The sequence below is a fragment of the Pseudopedobacter saltans DSM 12145 genome, from assembly GCF_000190735.1.
Classification (GTDB): Bacteria; Bacteroidota; Bacteroidia; order Sphingobacteriales; family Sphingobacteriaceae; genus Pseudopedobacter; species Pseudopedobacter saltans.
Genome location: NC_015177.1, coordinates 3,909,211 through 3,926,982, shown reverse-complemented (window position 1 = coordinate 3,926,982; position 17,772 = coordinate 3,909,211). Strand labels below are relative to the sequence as shown.

19 protein-coding genes are annotated in these 17,772 nt (G+C 36.7%); 13 read left to right on the top strand and 6 right to left on the bottom strand.

The annotated features are described in order from the left end of the window. Both PEDSA_RS16595 and pdxA read right to left on the bottom strand, forming a co-directional pair. Entirely contained in the window at positions 1–534 is a 534-nt protein-coding gene (locus PEDSA_RS16595; RefSeq protein ID WP_013634322.1) for a YceD family protein, read from the bottom strand. A gap of 139 nt (positions 535–673) precedes the next feature. Continuing rightward, positions 674–1,729, bottom strand: coding sequence for a 4-hydroxythreonine-4-phosphate dehydrogenase PdxA (pdxA, locus tag PEDSA_RS16590; protein ID WP_013634321.1), 1,056 nt, complete (start codon positions 1,727–1,729; stop codon positions 674–676). Positions 1,730–1,830: 101 nt separating this feature from the next. On the opposite strand from pdxA, the gene rsmA reads away from it, so the two are divergent. From rsmA to PEDSA_RS16555, 7 genes are all read left to right on the top strand, one after another. Next, positions 1,831–2,625 carry a 16S rRNA (adenine(1518)-N(6)/adenine(1519)-N(6))-dimethyltransferase RsmA gene (rsmA, locus tag PEDSA_RS16585; protein ID WP_041537523.1) on the top strand — a complete coding sequence of 265 codons (795 nt, stop codon included), beginning with the start codon at positions 1,831–1,833 and terminating at the stop codon, positions 2,623–2,625. Positions 2,626–2,628: 3 nt separating this feature from the next. Then, entirely contained in the window at positions 2,629–3,555 is a 927-nt protein-coding gene (locus PEDSA_RS16580; RefSeq protein ID WP_013634319.1) for an NAD(P)-dependent oxidoreductase, read from the top strand. Positions 3,556–3,671: 116 nt separating this feature from the next. Beyond that, the gene (gene greA, locus PEDSA_RS16575) at positions 3,672–4,145 is read left to right on the top strand and encodes a transcription elongation factor GreA (protein WP_013634318.1); all 474 of its coding nucleotides are present in this window, start codon (positions 3,672–3,674) and stop codon (positions 4,143–4,145) included. Positions 4,146–4,237: 92 nt separating this feature from the next. Next, entirely contained in the window at positions 4,238–4,639 is a 402-nt protein-coding gene (locus tag PEDSA_RS16570) for an HIT family protein (RefSeq protein WP_013634317.1), read from the top strand. A gap of 523 nt (positions 4,640–5,162) precedes the next feature. Next, entirely contained in the window at positions 5,163–6,299 is a 1,137-nt protein-coding gene (locus PEDSA_RS16565; RefSeq protein ID WP_013634316.1) for a COG1470 family protein, read from the top strand. 5 nt (positions 6,300–6,304) lie between these two features. Next, the gene (locus PEDSA_RS16560) at positions 6,305–7,258 is read left to right on the top strand and encodes an ABC transporter ATP-binding protein (protein WP_013634315.1); all 954 of its coding nucleotides are present in this window, start codon (positions 6,305–6,307) and stop codon (positions 7,256–7,258) included. Continuing rightward, a complete protein-coding gene (locus PEDSA_RS16555) occupies positions 7,255–8,220 on the top strand; it encodes an ABC transporter permease (protein WP_013634314.1) in 966 nt (321 codons plus the stop codon). The genes PEDSA_RS16560 and PEDSA_RS16555 overlap by 4 nt, the downstream gene beginning before the upstream one ends. Before the next feature lie 65 nt (positions 8,221–8,285). On the opposite strand, the gene PEDSA_RS16550 is transcribed toward PEDSA_RS16555, so the two are convergent. The 3 genes from PEDSA_RS16550 to PEDSA_RS16540 all read right to left on the bottom strand — a co-directional run bounded on the left by PEDSA_RS16550 (position 8,286) and on the right by PEDSA_RS16540 (position 10,603). Further along, on the bottom strand, positions 8,286–8,978 hold the full coding sequence (locus tag PEDSA_RS16550) for a metal-dependent hydrolase (protein ID WP_013634313.1): 693 nt from the start codon (positions 8,976–8,978) through the stop codon (positions 8,286–8,288). 6 nt (positions 8,979–8,984) lie between these two features. Next, complete coding sequence (locus PEDSA_RS16545) at positions 8,985–9,308, bottom strand: YbaB/EbfC family nucleoid-associated protein (RefSeq protein ID WP_013634312.1); 324 nt, start codon at positions 9,306–9,308, stop codon at positions 8,985–8,987. 83 nt (positions 9,309–9,391) lie between these two features. Then, the gene (locus PEDSA_RS16540) at positions 9,392–10,603 is read right to left on the bottom strand and encodes a serine hydrolase domain-containing protein (protein WP_013634311.1); all 1,212 of its coding nucleotides are present in this window, start codon (positions 10,601–10,603) and stop codon (positions 9,392–9,394) included. Between the two features lie 256 nt (positions 10,604–10,859). Here PEDSA_RS16540 and fumC point away from each other — a divergent pair, with 256 nt between their 5' ends. From fumC to hisS, 6 genes are all read left to right on the top strand, one after another. Further along, positions 10,860–12,257, top strand: coding sequence for a class II fumarate hydratase (gene fumC, locus PEDSA_RS16535; RefSeq protein WP_013634309.1), 1,398 nt, complete (start codon positions 10,860–10,862; stop codon positions 12,255–12,257). Positions 12,258–12,329: 72 nt separating this feature from the next. Continuing rightward, positions 12,330–12,833 carry a hypothetical protein gene (locus tag PEDSA_RS16530; RefSeq protein ID WP_013634308.1) on the top strand — a complete coding sequence of 168 codons (504 nt, stop codon included), beginning with the start codon at positions 12,330–12,332 and terminating at the stop codon, positions 12,831–12,833. Further along, positions 12,830–13,273, top strand: a complete 444-nt coding sequence (locus tag PEDSA_RS16525) for a low molecular weight protein-tyrosine-phosphatase (protein ID WP_013634307.1) — start codon at positions 12,830–12,832, stop codon at positions 13,271–13,273. Before PEDSA_RS16530 ends, PEDSA_RS16525 begins: the two co-directional genes overlap by 4 nt. Positions 13,274–13,277: 4 nt before the next feature. Next, positions 13,278–13,697, top strand: coding sequence for a hypothetical protein (locus PEDSA_RS16520; RefSeq protein ID WP_013634306.1), 420 nt, complete (start codon positions 13,278–13,280; stop codon positions 13,695–13,697). Positions 13,698–13,863: 166 nt separating this feature from the next. Further along, a complete protein-coding gene (locus PEDSA_RS16515) occupies positions 13,864–15,078 on the top strand; it encodes an IS4 family transposase (protein ID WP_013633497.1) in 1,215 nt (404 codons plus the stop codon). 114 nt (positions 15,079–15,192) lie between these two features. Next, positions 15,193–16,572 carry a histidine--tRNA ligase gene (hisS, locus tag PEDSA_RS16510; RefSeq protein ID WP_013634305.1) on the top strand — a complete coding sequence of 460 codons (1,380 nt, stop codon included), beginning with the start codon at positions 15,193–15,195 and terminating at the stop codon, positions 16,570–16,572. A gap of 98 nt (positions 16,573–16,670) precedes the next feature. Here the strand turns inward: hisS and PEDSA_RS16505 are convergent, their stop codons facing one another. Next, positions 16,671–17,678 carry a LacI family DNA-binding transcriptional regulator gene (locus tag PEDSA_RS16505; RefSeq protein ID WP_013634304.1) on the bottom strand — a complete coding sequence of 336 codons (1,008 nt, stop codon included), beginning with the start codon at positions 17,676–17,678 and terminating at the stop codon, positions 16,671–16,673. Positions 17,679–17,772: the final 94 nt, after the last annotated feature.

The window sequence follows — 17,772 nt, the reverse complement described above, 5'->3', positions numbered from 1 at the left end:
TTAATTATTCTTTATACTTTTCAACGCGTCCCAACGAGGGTCCGTATTGTTATTTTCTTCTTCTTCAGCTGAAAGCTCTTTTAGCTTCGCTATCATTTCCTCATCACAAGCTGATGTATTGCCTGGTGCATCACATAAATTGATATAAGGCAGGGACAAAGTTATCATTTCATAAATGAACTCCGAAACATTTATTTCGGAATCATTTTTAGTCAAAACAACAACTTCCTCCGAATCATCCTCCAATTCTTTATCTTCAGAGAACTTAGCTATCAGTCTATCTTCCCCTTCTATATGTTGCGGATACTCAGACAAACAACGGTCGCAAGTTAAATAAACTTGCCCCTGCAGCTTAAAATCCAATATCAACATAGTCTCTTGTTTATCTAAAACAAGATCTACTTTTACCTTCCCTTCCTTTACCAGAGAATACTCAAACTCATCGAAGAAAGCCTTGTCTACATCAAAACTAAATTGATGCTTCCCAAGCTTTAAACCTGTGTGAGGTACCGAATATTGCTTTAACGATTTCAAAGTCCGACAATTAAGCCTGCAAATTTAGGAATTTTTTATTCAGCTATAAAGTTTTTTAAAAAAATATATCTAAATCATTATCAACAAGTAACAACATCGATAATTTCACACTACTTTAATTACCAAATATTCTGCTTACTTAGTCTCTATCTTTACTCATTTTGGAGAAAAGCAGCGGATTACTCATCAACTCTTCCTGCTCTCTCCTTTGTCTTACTATATGCAGCGCTAAAAAAAGCGCTTCTCTGAAAGATGTTGGTGATGCCATATTTTTGCCCGCAATATCATATCCTGTACCATGGTCGGGAGAAGTTCTCACAACATCCAATCCTGCCGTAAAGTTTATTCCCCTATTAAAACTAGCTGCTTTAAATGGAATTAATCCCTGATCGTGATACATTGCCAATATGGCATCAAATTTCGCATAAGACTGGTTTCCAAAGAATCCATCTGCAGGAAAAGGACCAAATGCCAGAATTCCTTCGTTGAATGCTTCTTCTATTGCCGGACTTATAATTTCCAATTCCTCCGACCCCAAAAGACCATTATCCCCGGCATGTGGATTAAGACCTAAAACGGCTATTTTCGGCTTCTCTACCCAAAAATCTTTTTTCAAAGATTCATTCATCAATTTAAGTTTCGAAACGATGGCTTCCTTGGTTACACCCTTAACAATATCTTTAACCGGCACATGACCTGTAACAACCCCCACCTTTAAATCTTCACTTATCAAAAACATTAAAGAGTCCTTGCCATTTGCTCTTTCCTGAATGTATTCTGTATGTCCGGGAAATTTAAAGTCTTCGCTTTGTATATTATGCTTGTTAATTGGCGCAGTTATTAATGCATCAATTTTTCGGGAAACCAAATCGTCAGTAGCTCTTTGCAACGACAACAATGCGTACTTCCCTCCGGTTTCATTGGAAACACCCAGATCTATCTTCACATCTTCTTCCCAACAATTAATCATATTGGGTTTCCCTGCCTGAGCACTTTCGGCATCATTAATTACCTGAAACACAAATTCATTTATTCCCGCAGCTTTTCTATGAAAAGAGGCCACTTTTGTATGGCCATAAACAATTGGGGTACAATATTTATATATCTCCGAATCGCTAAGCGTTTTAATAATCACTTCTAAGCCAATACCATTGATATCTCCTATAGATATACCAACTTTTAAGTTTCTGCTCATAGATTTTATCTCTTATTTTTTGCAAATTAAAGATTTTGAGTTGAATGTTGGCCTATTCCTTAGTAATCTTTTATGTAAATTTGTCGCCAATTTTATTCAGAATGGATTCGGTTAAAGCAAAAAAGCATTTAGGACAGCACTTTTTGACAGATAAAAATATCGCTCAAAAAATTGTAGACTCCCTAATTCATACAGATAAGTACAAAAAAGTACTGGAAGTTGGCCCCGGAATGGGCGTACTTTCTGATTTTTTGCTTCAAAAAACTGATTATGAAACTTATCTGATAGACATTGACACAGAATCTTTTGAATTTTTACATAAACAATATCCGAATTTAGGAGACAAATTAATTAATGCGGATTTTCTCCAATTGAATTTCCGGGATATCTTTTTAGAACCTTTTGCTATCATTGGAAATTTTCCTTACAACATCAGTTCCCAGATTTTATTTAAAGTTTTAGAGAACAGAAACCATGTACCTGAAGTTGTTGGAATGTTTCAAAAAGAAGTAGCTGAACGTTGTGTGGCAAAAGCAGGGAGCAAGGAATATGGAATATTAAGTGTGTTTTTACAGGCTTATTATAAATGTGAATATCTCTTTACTGTAAAAGCCGGCGTTTTTAATCCCCCTCCAAAAGTTCTATCGGCAGTCATCAGACTGACAAGGAACGAAACCGAGACATTGGAGTGCAATGAAAAACTTTTTTGGCAGATTGTAAAAGCTGGTTTCAACCAGCGAAGAAAGACTTTAAGCAATGCATTATCCGGGATAATCAAAAAAGAATTGCAGGGCGAAGAAGAAGTATGGACTTTACGGGCAGAAAGGTTAACGGTTAAAGATTTTGTTGACTTAACAAACCTGATAGAACAAAACAAATCACTTGATCACCAATAGTAGATGAAAAAACTTTTAATTATAGATGATTTGGAAAAGAGTTTCCAAATTGCCGCTGAAGAGCTTGGATACCAGGTAAATTACCAACCTAAAATAACTAAAGCGGAAGCTTTAGAGATTTTGCATGAATATGACGGTGTTGCTGTAAGATCTAAATTCAATTTTGACAAAGAGGTTATAGATAAAGGCCCTAATTTAAAATTCATTGCAAGAGCCGGCGCGGGAATGGATAATATTGATGAGGCTTATGCCGTTGCAAAAAACATAGCTTTGATTAACGCGCCTGAGGGAAATAGGGATGCAGTTGCAGAACATGCCATGGGAATGCTGTTAAACCTTATGAATAATTTACAACAAGCAGATATGCAAGTTCGAAACGGCATTTGGGACAGAGAGGCTAACAGAGGATATGAGCTTATGGGCAAAACTGTAGCGATTATTGGTTATGGAAATAATGGCGGTGCCTTTGCCAGAAGACTAAAAGGATTTGGTGTTGATGTAATTGCTTACGACAAGTATAAAACCGGTTTTTCTGACGATTATGTTAGAGAAGTGAGCATGGAAGAAGTAGTAAAATTAGCAGACGTTGTAAGCTTACATATTCCACTAACTCCTGAAACCAGACAAATGGTAAATAATGAATATTTGAGACATTTTAAAAAACCGATATTCTTTATCAGTTTGGCCAGAGGCGAAATTACTAACACGAGGGCCATACTTAATGCTATAAAAGAAGGAAAGATTTTAGGCGCAGGGCTGGATGTTCTGGAAGTTGAAAAATTCCCTAAATTAAGTGAGCAGGATTGGTACCAGGATCTTGCAAATGAGCCGAAAGTATTATTGAGCCCGCATGTTGGAGGATGGACTTTTGACTCGTATCGTAAAATTTCTGAGGTATTAGCCGACAAGCTGAAAAATTTGGATTTGTAAAAATAAAAATATTATCTTCGTGAAAATCGGGCAAGACTATAACCACGCTGTTATAGTCTTGCTTCTTTTTTATAGACCGGCGAAAGCCAAAATGTTTAGTGTTCAAAAATAAAATTATGACTGAGATAGCATATTTCACCAAAGAAGGATTAGAGAACTTAAAACAAGAGTTACAGTACCTAAAAACGGAAGGAAGGGCTAAAATTGCAAACGCAATTGCCGAAGCAAGAGATAAAGGTGACCTATCTGAAAATGCAGAATATGACGCTGCGAAGGAGGCTCAAGCTTTACACGAGACAAAAATTGCTAAATTAGAAAACACATTGGCTAATGCCCGCTTAATTGATGAGTCTAAGATTGACACAACTAAAGTATTAGCTTTGTCCATAGTGAAAATTAAGAATGTGAAAAATGGTGCAACAATGACTTATCAACTGGTTGCCGAGAATGAAGCTGATTTAAAATCTGGCAAGATTTCTGTAAAGTCTCCAATCGCACAAGGTTTATTGGGAAAATCTGTTGGAGATAAAGCTGAAATTACTGTACCGGCGGGCAAAATGGAATTTGAAATTCTTGATATTAGCAGGTAGTCAATATCAATCAGATGATGGTTCATGAACCTATAGACATTTATCTAATGAACTAGTGCGCCAAGATAATTTACTAATGAACTAATAAAAAAATGGCCAGCATATTCACAAAAATTGTAAATGGGGAGATTCCAGCACATAAAGTAGCGGAGACATCCGAATTCTTAGCTTTTTTAGACATTAACCCTCTTAAAGAAGGTCATGTTTTGGTGATCCCTAAAAAGGAAATAGACTACATTTTTGATATTGAAGACGAACTGTATGTCAGCATGATGATCTTTGCTAAAATTGTAGCTGCTGGAATAAAGAAAGCCATACCTTGTAATCGTGTTGGCGTTGCTGTGGTTGGCTTGGAGGTTCCTCATGCACACATCCATCTTATCCCAATAGATAAGATTTCGGATATGGATTTTGGAAAGAAAAAGCTTACTCCTACTACGGAACAACTAAGCGAAACCGCATTAAAAATTTTAGACGCATTAAGAGAAGTTTAAATACAAATAGTCTTGAAAAAGCCAGAAATATATGAATTTCTGGCTTTTTTGTGCTTACTTTTAAACCGTTTAAGAAGCAGGTATAATCTTAAAAGTAAACTTTACTTTATGACAGACTGATTCTTTTCACCCTATTTCTCTGCGTTAACATCGCACTTTCTTCCCTTGCTCAAAATTTCACCATTGCAAAAAGGGTTGATATTTTAGGAGATATTACTGTTACTTACAAAGATCGATTTGGAAAAGAAATCAGCGCGGTTAAAGTCTATTTTTGTGATAAAACCAAATTGTATACTTTTATTTTCTTGATCCCAATTCTAAATCAGGGTACTGCCACTAAACCACAGATAATAAGAGCTACACAAACTTACTTCTCAACAGTTATTGATAATAATTTAGAAAAACTTATTTCGCCTATAACACAAAATTGCAAAAAAATGTTAAATTTTTTGATTTGTTTTAAGCCGTCTCTAAATTCGATTTAGAAAATTCTAAATTATTATTAAACCATATTAAAAGATTTATGTCAAGCAGAGAGAATCAACTCCGGTTAGTTTTTCTGGGCATTATTTTGATGGTTTTCACCAAATTAAACGCCCAAAATGTACAACTTTACACTACTTATCCTAAAATTTCAGTCTCTCCTGGAGAAGTAGTAGATTACAGTATCGAATTGATCAACAACAGCAGCGCGGTTAAAACCAGTGACATCTCTTTATCCTCGCTACCAAAAGGCTGGCATTACGAACTCAAATCCGGCAACTATGTAATAGATCGCCTTTCTGTTCTTCCAAAAGACAGGAAGACGCTAAACCTGAAGCTCTTCGTTCCGGGTATCCAGAAAAAAGGTTCTTACACATTTTATGTATCTGCCGGAGGAACAAGGCTACCACTTACCGTTAAAATAACAGAAGAAGGTGTTTCAAGTTCCGAATTAACTTCCACCCAAACCAACATGGAAGGTGCTGCAAACTCAACATTCACCTATAACGCAACTTTATTCAACAGATCATCGGATGGCCAGGTTTATGCATTGTCAGCAAACGCAGCTGCTGGCTGGGGAGTTATATTTAAATCTGATGGCAAACAAGTAAGTTCAGTAGATATCGAACCTAACCAGCGTAAAGATATAATAGTTGAAATAAACGCTCCCGAGGGTATAAAAAAAGGAACTTATAAGATACCTGTCAGAGCTACAAACGGTAGCAATCAGTCAGAAATTATTTTTGAGGTTGTAGTAAGCGGATCTTATAAGCTTGAGTTAACCACTCCTTCAGGTGCGTTAAGCACAACCGCCACAAGCGGATCGGTAAAAAAGATACAACTATCGGTAAAAAACACCGGAGCATCAGATCTCAGCCAGATTAACCTGTCATCGGAGGCACCTTCAAACTGGGAAGTAATATTTGAACCAACCAGAATTACTACGCTAAAGGCCGGCGAATCGGCCACGGTGAACATGAATATTAAACCAACGTCTAATGCCATAGCAGGGGACTATGTATTAACTGCTTCCGCCAGATCATCAGAGACAAGTAGCCAGGCGCAGTTCAGAATTACAGTAGAAACTTCAATCCTGAAAGGCTGGTTTGGAATCACTTTAATTGCATTGGCTGTTGGTGTTGTCTATTATCTTATTCGTAAATATGGAAGGAGATAGTAAGTGTGGATACTTCTATTATTTCAATAAAAGGACTTAGAAAAGTATATCAAAACCATGTTGCGGTAAATCATCTGGATTTAGATATACAAAGAGGCGAAATATTCGGCTTACTAGGCCCAAACGGCGCGGGAAAGTCCACTACTATTCTTATGATGTTGGGACTAACGGAACCTACCACCGGATTTGTCCGGGTAAACGGAATAAATCCGCAAACGCATCCTGTTGAAGTGAAGAAAATGGTCGGATATTTACCAGATAATATTGGTTTTTACGAAACCAGAACTGGCTTAGATAATCTTGTTCTCGTCGCCGAGCTGAACGGTTATAAGTATAATGATGCTTTTACAAGGGCTAAAAACCTTCTGGAAACAGTTGGATTAAAAGAAGTAGGTAACCAAAAAGTATCGACCTATTCACGAGGTATGAAACAACGACTTGGACTTGCCGATACACTTATTAAAAATCCTAAGATTATTATCCTGGATGAGCCTACTCTCGGACTAGACCCTAGTGGTGTAAAGGAGTTTTTATCGTTGATACGGGATTTGAGCAAAAAGGAAAACCTTACTGTTCTACTTTCCTCGCATCATCTGCATCAAGTTCAGGAGGTATGTAACCGAGTGGGGATTTTTGTAAAAGGGAATCTAATAGCGAAGGGAGAAGTTAAGGATCTAGCTCAGCAACTATTTGGAACCGACAGTATGACAACATTACTGGATACCGGATTGAATAACCACGATGAAATCGAATCTATAAAAAACAAACTCCAAAATATAAGAGGAATAGATCGTACCGAAATCAACGGACATCAAATTGTTATTCACCACTCTTTTAATTCCAATACCCCTTTGGTAAAAATATTGGCAAAACAGGAAATTCCAATAATGCAGATATTACAAAAGGGTTATGGTCTTGATGATATTTATTCGTATTATTTTGAAGAAAATAAGTCATGAAAAAAACTGATTTCAATTTTAGATCTTTCAAAATACTCGTCAGAAAAGAGATTTCAGATTACATAAAAAGCTGGAAGTTCATTATTCTATTAGGCATTGTACTACTGACTTGTATTGCATCCTTATATAATTCGCTATCTGTTTTAAGAAAAAATATTCCTGCGCCTAATGATCCTGATTCGATATTTTTCTTTTTAAAAATATTTACCACATCAGATGGTACTTTACCACCTTTTCATGTATTTGTAGGTTTTCTGGGGCCTCTTCTGGGAATTTGTTTAGGTTTCGATGCGGTAAACTCTGAGTTCAACAACCGGACAATCAGCAGAATTCTATCTCAGCCTATACACCGGGATAGCTTTCTAAATGCTAAGTTTATAGGAGCATTACTGATTATAGCGTGTTTATTTAGTACATTATTTTTGCTTACAACCGGCGTAGCTATAATTTGGACAGGTTTATCGCCTACCTTTCAGGAGTGTGGCAGATTACTTCTTTTTTTACTCTTGACCATTGTATACGTTGGATTTTGGCTAAATCTTTCCATTCTGTTTTCAGTTTTGTGGAGATCACCTGCAACTTCGGCCCTTATAGGGATTGCGATATGGCTATTTTTTACTGTATTTTATCCGCTGATTGTAAACGTTATTGCAAAGCGTATAATGCCAGATCCGTACTCATCTTATCAGGAGATCAAGGCTTATCAGGATTTTATGCTAACTCTAACACGCTTCGCGCCAAATCAGCTATTTGACGATGGAACCAATATATTGCTGATGCCTTCTATACGCAGCCTTGGCCCTTTAAGTATGGAACAAGTTCAGGGAGCAATTCCTTCTCCGTTACCAATATGGGAAAGTATAAAAATTGTCTGGGATCAGTTAACGGGATTATTAGCTTCTACTATTATTTGCTTTGCATTATCATATTTTAGCTTTATGCGCAGGGAAATTCGGGCTTAGACAAGTACTTTGATAGATTAAAAGGTTGTCCAGAAAGATTTTATTTTTTTCGGACAACCTTTAACTTAAATTTCTATAGCGTCTTCTGTTTTGTTCGATATTTTCATCAGGTTTAGTGTAAGCCCTGCATCTTCAAATTTTTGTTTTGCTTGCTCTTCATTAATCTTGATATAACCAAAAGTATCATAATGCATACCTATAATTTTTTTGCAATTGATAAATTTAGCGGCTAAAATGGCATCATCAACCCCCATAGTAAAGTTATCGCCAATACATAAAAAAGCGTAATCTATATCGTATAATTCGCCCAGTAGCCTCATATCTGAAACTAAAGCCGTATCCCCTGAATAATAATAAGTTTTTCCGTCAGTCTTTAATAAAAAACCGGCGGCAGGACCACCGTAGCTCCCGTTTGGTAAAGAATTGGAATGGGCTGCATAAGTCATTTTAACCGTTCCAAAATCAAAATTCCAACTCCCCCCTAAATTCATAGGATGTATTTTTTCAGCACCTTGTCCCGAAGCCCATTGTACCAATTCAAACGAGCTGATAATAGTAGCATCCGTACGTTTTGCTATATTGATTAAATCAGCGACATGATCACTATGCCCGTGAGACACCAGAATATAATTGCATTCGATTTCATTTATATTGATATCTTTAGCCAATTCATTTGGGGAAATGAAAGGATCTATCAAAATCTTATTTTCGCCTATTTGAAGTAGAAAACAAGAATGCCCAAAATAATTTACTCTCATAGCTTTTTATTTACCGAATAGTTTACCAAGCGCGCCTAAACCTCCCATACTTCCCAACATTTCTTGTGTCATGGCTGCAGTTTCCGATTGAGAGATATTATCTGCCTGCTCGAAAGCTTTATTTAATGCTACAACTAATAGCTCTTCTACTTCTTCTTTATCGGAGTTTTTGAAAAATTCTTCTTCAATTTTCACCTCTTTCACTTTTTTATTGGCAGTGGCCACTACCTGGATAGCACCTCCTTCAGCTTCGCCTTTTACACTGATACTATCTAAACGCCTTTTTATGTCCTCTGCTTTTTGCTGAGCTTCGAATAATTTGTCAAACATATCTTTAGTATTTTAGTTCGTTTTTGTTGTTCGTAGTTCGTTGGCTTTTCTTAACTTCATTCAATATTAGCTCGATCTAAAGTTTATTCCACATCAGAACTTCCGTCTCTGCCATAAGCGCCTCTTCTTATCACAGGCATTTTCAAATGCTTATATAAATCGTCTAAGTGGAGCAAGCTTCCATTGGTTAAGTTTCCAAGAAAAGCGATTACAATATCGTTATTTAAATCTCTAACATAAATATTTCTAAAACCATGCCACCAACCAGTGTGATAGACTACTTTTTCACCTTTTGCTCCGTCAAACATTCTCCAGCCATAGCCATAATTAAAATGTCCGTTTTGTGGCTTATTACGTCCGGTATACATCGAATCCAAGCTGTTTTTATTAAGAAGACGCCCATTTTTCAAAGCATGATCATATAGTATCAAATCTTTTATTGTCGAATAGATTCCCTTATCGCCTACCGGGCCGTCGAGAAAATTTTGAGCTACAGAATATCTCCATGTCCTATCATGTCCTACCACATCAACAGGTATCTTATCATAAACCGCCTTTGAATAAACATGGGTATTTTTCATACCTGCCGGTTTAAATATATGCTCCATGACATAATCTGCATAACTTTGTCCGGTAACTTTCTCTATAATACCCCCCAAAACCATATAATTAGAATTATTATAGTGGAATGTTCTGTCTGGACTTGTATAAGGGGCAGGTTTGTACTGGGCAATTACATCCATGACTTCCTGATTAGTGATACCTTTACGCATATCCCGTTTTTCCTTCCTCCATATATCATCTATAAAATAGACATAATTCATCATCCCGCTACGATGTGGAAGTAATAGTCTGATTGTTATATTGTCATAAGGAAAGTCCGGAAAATATTTTTTCACATTATCGTCCAGAGACAACTTTCCTGCTTCCAGTAATTGCATTATTGCTACACCGGTAAAAGTTTTGGTTACTGAGGCCAGTTCAAATTGAGACTCAATTTTTAAACTGTCTCTTAACAGATAGTTTGCCCAACCGTAACTTCCTTCAAAAAGGATTTTTCCTTTTTTAGCTACAATTACATTTCCATTAAATCCATATTTCTTATGAAGATTCTGCATAAATTCTGCGATATATGGATCTGCATTTTTCTTATCGTAAACTAATAAAAGACTATCGCTTTTATCGTCTTTTGCGGTTCTAACTTTAGGATTCTTATTTTCTCTTCCGGACGACGAACACGAGCTATATAAAACAACGGAAAATAAAACTAGGGATAAGGTTTTAAAAAATTTCATTAAATATTATCGGTTTCCTATTCAAAAACTATAAAGCTGGCAAATTAAAAATTATATACCTAATAAAAAGGCTTAGTTTTAAACATCCAGAATATTAGGCGGTAGAGCATAATTTTTACTATTAACTAACGAAAGAAATGCCATAATCATATATATAAACCATAAATTGTCCAGATTTTTTAATATAGCTCCCATTGGGCAGGTCTATCATTAATAAAAATCATAAATTTGGATATTAATTAAAAATCATCAAAAAATGGAATACAGAATTGAGCATGATACCATGGGAGAGGTTAAAGTTCCAGCAGACAAATTCTGGGGAGCGCAAACCGAACGTTCAAGAAACAATTTCAAAATTGGCCCCGAGGCTTCTATGCCGAAAGAGATAATTTATGCTTTCGCTTATCTGAAAAAAGCAGCAGCAATGGCAAATACCGATCTAGGTGTCTTACCTGCTGAAAAAAGAGACTTAATTGCGCAGGCATGTGACGAGATATTAGCAGGGAAACTTGACGACCAATTTCCTTTGGTTATTTGGCAAACTGGTTCCGGAACCCAATCAAACATGAACGCAAATGAGGTTATAGCCTACAGAGCCCATGTAAATAATGGTGGTTCTTTATTGGATGCGAAGAAAATTCTGCACCCAAATGATGATGTAAACAAATCGCAATCTTCTAACGATACTTTCCCTACAGCTATGCACATTGCTGCATACAAACAAGTTGTAGAAATAACTTTACCAGGATTAGAACTTTTAAAAGACACCCTGGCTAAAAAATCAGAAGAATTTAAAGATATCGTAAAAACTGGCCGTACTCATTTTATGGATGCGACTCCATTAACCTTGGGTCAGGAGTTCTCCGGATACGTTCAACAAATAACTAATGGTATCAGAGCAATCAAAAATTCTTTGGAAATGATTGCAGAATTGGCTTTGGGCGGTACTGCTGTAGGCACCGGTTTAAACACACCAAATGGTTATGATATATTGGTTGCAAAATATATTGCTGAGTTAACCGGACTTCCTTTTGTAACTGCCCCGAATAAATTTGAAGCTTTGGCAGCCCATGATGCAATTGTAGAATTATCTGGTGCATTAAAGAGAGTTGCAGTTTCTTTAATGAAGATTGCTAACGATATCAGAATGTTATCCTCCGGTCCAAGATGCGGTATTGGAGAAATCATAATTCCTGATAATGAACCGGGATCTTCTATTATGCCGGGAAAAGTTAATCCAACTCAACCGGAAGCTTTAACAATGGTTGCGGCACAGGTTATTGGCAATGATGTAGCTGTATCAGTAGGAGGTACAAATGGCCATTTTGAATTAAACGTGTTCAAACCTGTTATGGCAGCCAACGTACTACAATCTGCTCGTTTAATTGGGGACGCATGCGTTTCTTTTAATGATCATTGTGCGGCCGGAATTGAAGCCAATTTACCGGTAATCACACAACATTTGGAAAACTCGCTAATGTTGGTTACAGCATTAAACCCGCATGTTGGTTATGAAAATGCTGCAAAAATTGCAAAGAAAGCACATAAAGAAAATAAAACTTTAAAAGCCGCTGCCGTTGAATTAGGTTTATTAACCGAAGATCAGTTTGATCAATGGGTTAAACCTGGAGATATGGTTGGTTCTTTAAAATAAATCAAACCAAAATATCAGGTTACGGGGCATCAAACATCGCTGTAACCTGATATCTTTCGTTTTTAATTTAGAATGCAAAAGTCAATTTTAGTTTTTATTACTTCCTTAGTCATCTGTTCTTGCACCTTAAATCCGTCTGTTCAGAATTTAGGAGACGAAGATTTGCAAGGTTTTTGGGCAGAAGACTCCGTCCCGCTACAGGACAAACTGGTTTCTTACGAGAAATATTATCTTAAATTCACTTGCGATTCTTTCTATTTGAATATCAAAAACTATTCTAAAGTAAATTTGAATGGTGGTGATTGTTACAATAAAAACGAATGGCAGGAGTATGTAAAAGGAACTTACGAAGTCAATAAAGACACGTTGCATTTAAACGGAGCATTTGTAAGCTCAACATATCGTTTCAAGCCTCAAGGCGATTGTTACCGATTTGGAAACTTCAAAGAGGAATTTATATTAAAAAAAATCAGTGCAGATAGCTTAGAATTATATAATACTATTACTTCTATATCACATATAATTGAATTAAAAGAAAAGTTAAGCTGCAATAAAACACAAAATCTAAAGAAATGAAGATACTAATGGTTTGCCTGGGCAATATTTGTCGTTCTCCTCTGGCTCATGGCATTCTGGAGCATCTTGCTAAAGAGAATGGACTGGACTGGGAAATTGATTCCGCCGGCACAGGATCATGGCATATAGGCCACAAACCCGACCGGAGGTCTATAGCTGTTGCGAAAAGTTATGGTGTAGACATATCTTCTCAACGAGCCAGACAATTTGAAATTAACGATTTTGACCGATACGATTTTATCTTTGTAATGGACGAAAACAACTATAAAGACGTTATTGCATTGGCAAAAAGCCAGGAGGAAAAAAATAAAGTGAAGTTATTTATTCCAAATGGCGTGGTTCCGGATCCATATTGGGATGATACTCAATTTGACCCGGTTTATCATATGATTTATGAACAATGTCAAAAATTGATAGAATCTTTAACGAAGAAAAATTAAAACAATGAGAAAATTAATCCTTCTAATTTTAATGCTTTGTGGTTTCACCACTTTCGCTCAAAAAAAGACAAAAGACCTTAATTATTACTATTACTCTGCAAAACAGGATCCGTCTTTTGTAGCATATTTAAAAGCTAAAAAAGAATTTGATGATAAAAAAACAGATTTCAGATTGCCGAAATCGGAAGAAGCGGTAAGAGAAATTGAGCAAAACCGCGATAAAATTATGAGAAATGAAAAGACCTATGCAGAGTTCCTTTCTAAACATGGGATGAAAAATGCCGGAGAATATTCGAGTCTATGGTTTGGACAATTGACAGCATTAAAGTCCTTTTTAAAGAAAAATCCTGAGTTTTCTTCACTTTCTGCTAAAGAGCGCCAGGATATCATTGACAAATGGTATTTCTCTGGAGAATTCAAATAAAATATTTACTAAGGGCGGACTAAAATCCAGTCATGGTCGGAAGATTTTTCTTCCGACTTTTTTGTTTTAAGGAGGTTTGTTTTGTATGTAATACATTGGCAATCAATAATTTATATTGTTTTTATTGGTTATTATTTGTATCTTAATCACTGGTAATAAATAATATATGGCCATCTTCAAGGATCACAACATCACCGTAAAACAGCTTCTTGGCTTCATTCCTGAAGCACTTTTATCAAATTTGTCTCTCACTACCAGGATCGACCACTACGCAAAGGTTCTGAAAGGAAATAAGCTGTTCTATTTGTTGTTCTATGGTATTCTGGACAATGACAGACTGAGTCAGCGAACCCTGGAAGATACGTTTAATGATTCTATATTCAAGATGCTTTTCAATCTCGATGAAGATGAAACGGTACGTAGAAGCTCCATTTCTGAGCGATTGTCCAAGATTGATCCTGACTATTTTAAGCAGATATATGATTGTATCTATGAGCAATTTTCCAGAGCTTATACATCAACAGAGAGAAAGAAGAACAATCTGATCAGGGTAGATAGCTCAATGGTCAGTGAAAGTGTTGGTAAGCTTATGGAAGGGATTGATAACAAAAGCGGTAAAAAGGCGGTCAAATATAGCATTGGCTTTGACGGTGTTTTGCCCTGCCATTCATCAGTGTTCACCAGTCCAAACTATGGTAACGAAGATAATGCGTTGCCGGAAGTTGTAAGGGAGCATGTAAAAAAGGAAACTGGCCACCAGAATATCTATGTGATGGACAGGGGGCTGCAATCCACCAGAACGATAGCTGCTTTCAACAAGGAGAAGATAACTTTCGTTTGCAGATCAAAGGAAAACAGGAAACTGGTTGAACTGGACTCTCTTATTACTGAGGGAATGGAACTCGATCTGGGCGAATCGTTACTGGTCAGCGACCGTAAAGTCCAGCTTTACACCGGTATTCCCATTAATAAAAACGGCAAAAAATATTATAGCGAAGAACTGGTAGACACCCATTTTCGGCTTGTAGTAGTTAAGGGTAAAGGAGATCAAAAGCAATATTGGCTACTGACCAATGACTTCGAAAGCTCAGCGGCAGACATTTCAAAAGCATACAGAAGGCGTTGGGACATAGAGGTCTTTTTCAGGTTCTTAAAACAGGAACTCAATGTAAGTCACCTTGTTTCGCTTAACAAAAATGGGATACAGGTAATACTATACATGACACTGATCGTTGCTATGATGCTGTTGATGTACAAGAAAGCTAACAACATCGGTTACAAAACGGCCAAAAGACGTTTCGCTATGGAGCTCAGAGAGCTTACCATTGCTATGATTGTTCTGCAATGTGGTGGAGACCCAGGACTTTTTTTTAAAACATAAAAAATGGCCAGAATTTCTTCCGACCATTCGTGGACTAAAATCCGCCTTTAGTTTTTCTTCTCTCCTTTCCGTATTTAAATCTCTATTTATCTTCCAAATCCTTATTTTTGCGGCATGGCAACTATTAAGGCTTCTGTTCCAAAAGGTACAAGAGATTTTGGACCAATTGAAACTCAAAAAAGAAACTACATATACAACACAATTAAATCAGTTTTCAGAAAGTATGGATATCAGGAAATCCAAACTCCAACAATGGAAAATTTGGATACCCTTACCGGAAAATACGGAGAGGAAGGCGATAAACTGATTTTCAAAATATTGAATAGTGGAGATTTTTACGAAAAAGCATCTGCCAAGAAAACAGCTGAAGGTGATTTCAGTTCTAAAAGTATTTTACCATTAATATCGGAAAAAGCACTACGCTACGATTTAACTGTTCCATTTGCCCGTTTTGTGGTCATGCACCAGAACGAGATAACTTTTCCTTTCAAGCGTTTTCAAATTCAACCAGTTTGGCGGGCAGACAGACCACAAAAAGGAAGATATAGAGAATTTTACCAATGTGACGTTGATGTTGTTGGCTCCGATTCTTTGTTAAACGAGGCCGAATTTATATGTATATATGATGAAGCTTTATCGAAATTAGGCCTTAAAGATTTCAGTATAAAAATCAATAACAGGAAAATATTAACCGGCATTGCCGAACTGATTGGTAAGCCCAATCAAATTGTTGATATGACCGTTGCTATCGACAAATTGGATAAAATTGGTTTGGATGGGGTAGAAAAAGAATTACTATCCAAAGGTTTTACCGGAGCTGACTTAGAAATTTTAAAACCGGTTATTCTATTAAATGGCAGCAATAACGAAAAACTCGCCCAACTGAAAATGGTGTTAAAAGATTCGTTAAATGGCTTAAAAGGAATCGAAGAAATAGAAACTGTTTTCTCTTATCTGGCTGGTTTCGACATTAAAACAGCGAAAGTAGAGCTTGATCTTACATTAGCCAGAGGCCTGAATTACTATACCGGTTGTATTTTTGAAGTAAAAACCAATGAGGTTGCAATGGGATCCATTGGCGGCGGTGGCCGTTATGACGATCTTACAGGAATGTTTGGCCTAAAAAACTTAACAGGAGCAGGAGTTTCTTTTGGCGCCGACAGAATTTACGATGTTCTTGAAGAATTGAATTTATTTCCAAAGACTGCAGAAGAAAGTACCAAAGTATTAATCTGTGTATTTGGAAAAGAGGAGGAGCAATATGCAATTCCTTTGCTAGCGAAGCTGCGCTCCGTCGCTATAAACGCAGAGCTTTATCCTTTTGGCGCTAAACTTAAAAAGCAAATGCAATATGCCAATGACAAGCATATCCCATACACTATAGTAATTGGCAGTGACGAAATGCAAAGCGGAAAACTTACTTTTAAGGATATGAACAGCGGCGAACAAAAACAAGCGACTATAGACGAGATCGTTAGATCTTTGAGTTGCTAAAAAATCACGGCTTTATAATTGCCTGGCTTTTCTTATAGAAATTAAGTCAGGCAACACTTTAAAGCTGGCATCAAATTTCAACATACCTATATTGTTGTTTAGGTATTTTCATGAAATGTCGTTTCCAAAATTGCTGTTTCAAACTCTTCCACCGGATATTTACTCTCTATCAGACTGATTAACATCTCCGCAGCTTTACGCCCCATCTCAAAAGCAGGTTGCCTAACAGCAGATAACGAAGGGTTTAAAAGTTCAACAACATCCGAATTACTAAAGCCAGCAATTAGAATATTGTTCTTGGCGTTATATTTTTTTAAAGCAGCTAAGCATCCGGTACTTAATCTGTCGCTTGCGACAAAAATAGCATCAGGCCGATCGCGCATATCTAAAAAGTACTTTACCGCTTCATCAACCTCTTGCTTATTGCTTCCACCGTACTCACAATATCTTACTAAATTCTCATCCAGCGGAATTCCATATTTCCCTAAAGCATCTTCATAACCGGTTTTTCTTTCAGAAGTAATAGATAATTGCGATGCATTTGCCAGATGGGCAATACGTCTGCAACCCTTTTTTATCAGATATTCCGTCGCTTTAAAAGCACCGTCCCGATTGTTGCTGGTCACTTTATGCGTTTTTATAGAATCCAGAATTCTATCAAAAAAAACAATCGGCAAACCCTGCTGATGCAATCTCACCAAGTGGGCATAATCTTTAGTTTCTGCACTTAATGAAATTAAAAGTCCGTCTACAGACCTGTTTGCCAAGTGTTCAGTATTGATTACCTCACGATTGTATTTATCGTGAGTTTGTGATATAATAACGTGATATCCCTTGCTATAAGCAATAGATTCTATGCCATCAATTGCCTGGGAAAAAAACTGATTGGCAACTTCACAAACTACTACACCAATAGAATAGCTTCTTCTCTCTCTAAGACTTAAGGCAATTGGATTCCGCTGAAAATTAATCTTTTCCGCATACTCAAGTACAATTTTCTTTGTGTCTTCGCTTATTTCATATCCTCCCCGAAGAGCTCTTGAAACTGTCGAAGTCGACAAATTCAAGGCCTTGGCAATGTCTTTGATCGTTGTAGGTTTAAACATGAACTCGGCTTTGTATACTTCTTAAAAGTAGGCAAATACTGGATTATAAAAAAATTAAAGTTAAAATGAGAGCTATTCTCCAAAAACTCACATA